Here is a 2,754-nt window from a genome sequence, read left to right as displayed (position 1 = left end):
CGGCTCCCCGAGGAGCCGGTTCACCACGTGCTTCGGACGGTGTAGGCGTCGGCGCCCGCGTCGATCAGCTGTGCGGCGACGGCCCGCTCGCGCAGTGCCCGGATCCGCTGCGCGTCCTCGGTCGCGCGGCTGCCCTCCACGAACACGGAGGCCCAGGGGCCGGGGCGGGAGAAGAGCGGTTTGAGGAAGCCCAGTTCCATGACGTCCCCCAAGGGGTTCAGGAAGGCAGGAGGGTCCTCCTCCCAGGATGCGCCGCCCGCCGGGCACCCGCCCACCGGCCCGGTCCCGGCCGGCCCGCGGGGGCCGGGCCGGGACGGCGGACGCGGCCCGGCCCGCCCCGGGTCACGCGAGGTCGAAGCGGTCCAGGGTCATCACCTTGTCCCACGCCGCCACGAAGTCGCGTACGAACTTCTCGCCCGCGTCCTGCGACGCGTAGACCTCGCACAGGGCCCGCAGCTGGGAGTGCGAGCCGAAGACGAGGTCGACCGCGGTCGCCGTCCACCTGACCTTGCCCGTGGCGCGGTCCCGTCCCTCGAACACGTTCTCGTCCGTGGCCGAGGCCGTCCACTGCGTCCCCATGTCCAGCAGGTTCACGAAGAAGTCGGTGGTCAGCGTCTGCGGCCGGTCGGTGAGGACGCCGTGCGGGGACCCCTGGAAGCCGGCGTCCAGGGCCCGCATGCCGCCCGTCAGCACCGTCATCTCCGGAGCGGTCAGCGTCAGCAGGTTGGCCCGGTCCAGCAGGAGCGTCTCCGGCGACAGCTTCTCGCCGGCCCGGAGGTAGTTGCGGAACCCGTCCGCCCTGGGTTCGAGCACGGCGAACGACTCCACGTCGGTCTGCTCCTGGGAGGCGTCCGTGCGCCCCGGAGCGAACGGCACCGTGACCGGGTGCCCGGCGTCCTTGGCCGCCCTCTCGACGGCCGCGCAGCCGCCCAGGACGATCAGGTCGGCGAGGGACACCTTCTTCCCGCCGCTCTGCGCGGCGTTGAAGTCCTGCCGGATCCGGTCGAGGGCCGCCACCGTCCCGGACACCTCGGCCCCGGCATTGGCCTCCCAGTCCTTCTGCGGCGCGAGCCGGATCCGACCGCCGTTGGCGCCGCCGCGCATGTCGGTGCCGCGGAAGGACGCGGCCGCGGCCCAGGCGGTGGCGACCAGCTGGGAGACGGACAGCCCCGAGCCGAGGACCCGGGCCTTGAGGTCGGCGATCTCCGCGTCCCCGACCAGCGCGTGATCGACGGCGGGGACCGGGTCCTGCCACAGCTGCGGCTCGGGGATCCACGGGCCGAGGTAGCGCGAGACGGGACCCATGTCGCGGTGCAGCAGCTTGTACCAGGCGCGGGCGAAGGCGTCCGCGAGCTTGGCCGGGTCCTCGTGGAAGCTCCTCGCGATCGGGGCGTAGACCGGGTCCACCTTCAGCGCGAGGTCCGTGGTCAGCATCATCGGGGCGTGCCGCTTGGACGGGTCGTGCGCGTCGGGCACCGTGTCCCGGGCCGCGGGATCCGTCGGCGTCCACTGCTGCGCGCCGGCCGGGCTGCGGGTCAGCTCCCAGTCGTACCGGAACAGGTTGTCCAGGTAGCCGTTGTCCCACTTGGTCGGCTCGGTCGTCCAGGCGCCCTCCAGGCCGCTGGTGATCGTGTCGGCGCCCACACCGGTGCCGGACGAGTTCGTCCAGCCGAGCCCCTGCTGCTCGATCGGCGCGGCCTCCGGCTCGGGACCGACGTACTCGGGATCGACGGCGCCGTGGCACTTCCCGAACGTGTGCCCGCCCACGATCAGGGCGACCGTCTCCTCGTCGTTCATCGCCATGCGCCCGAACGTCTCGCGGATGTCCCTGGCGGCGGCGAGGGGGTCCGGGTTTCCGTTCGGCCCCTCCGGATTGACGTAGATCAGCCCCATCTGCACGGCGCCGAACGGGCCGGTCAGCTCCCTGTCGCCGCTGTAGCGCTCGTCCCCGAGCCAGGTGTCCTCGGGACCCCAGAAGATCTCCTCCGGCTCCCAGATGTCCTCCCGGCCGAACCCGAAGCCGAAGGTCTTGAAGCCCATGGACTCCATGGCGCAGTTCCCGGCGAAGACGAGGAGGTCCGCCCAGGAGACCTTCCGGCCGTACTTCTGCTTGACCGGCCACAGCAGGCGGCGCGCCTTGTCGAGGCTCGCGTTGTCCGGCCAGCTGTTGAGGGGGGCGAAGCGCTGCGCGCCGGAACCGCCGCCGCCGCGGCCGTCGGCGATCCGGTACGTGCCCGCCGCGTGCCAGCTCATCCGGATGAAGAGCGGCCCGTAGTGGCCGTAGTCGGCGGGCCACCAGTCCCGCGAGGTCGTCATCACCTCGAAGACGTCCCGCTTCAGGGCCTCGACGTCCAGACCCGTGAACTCCCTCGCGTAGTCGAAGTCCTCGCCCATCGGGTTCGCCCGGGGCGAGTGCTGGTGGAGAACCTGCAGGTCCAGCTGGTTCGGCCACCAGTCCCGGTTCGCCATGGGACGGCGGGCCGGCGTGGCGGCCGGGGAGGGGATTGCGGGGTTCTCGCTTTCGCTGCCGGACACGTCCGTCCTTCTTCCTGTCTCGGTGTCTCCACCTACGGGCTGCTTGCTCTCGGCGTCCGTATGGTCGCGCACTGTGACCCGTGCGGCTGACAGAACACGCAGGGCACCTCAAGCGGGGCAGGAGCACGGGTATCGCACCACCGGCGCCGAAGGGGCCGAACGGGCGAGACCCGGCGGCCGGCCCCGGCCGCCCGTCCGGGCCGCCGGTTTGCGGCGGGG

Annotated in this window: 2 protein-coding genes; both read right to left on the bottom strand. The window is 72.5% G+C overall.

The window, feature by feature from the left end:
* Positions 1 to 20: 20 nt before the first annotated feature.
* Positions 21 to 212, bottom strand: a complete 192-nt coding sequence (locus SSNG_RS01950) for a hypothetical protein (RefSeq protein WP_042800395.1) — start codon at positions 210 to 212, stop codon at positions 21 to 23.
* A 130-nt stretch (positions 213 to 342) separates the two neighbouring features.
* Positions 343 to 2,535, bottom strand: coding sequence for a catalase/peroxidase HPI (gene katG, locus SSNG_RS01945; RefSeq protein ID WP_042800393.1), 2,193 nt, complete (start codon positions 2,533 to 2,535; stop codon positions 343 to 345).
* Positions 2,536 to 2,754: the final 219 nt, after the last annotated feature.

Origin of the sequence: Streptomyces sp. C, from assembly GCF_000158895.1 — a bacterium.
GTDB classification, from domain to species: Bacteria; Actinomycetota; Actinomycetes; order Streptomycetales; family Streptomycetaceae; genus Streptomyces; species Streptomyces racemochromogenes.
Note: the sequence above shows the minus strand (reverse complement) of the source record. Positions and strands in the feature narration are given on the sequence as shown.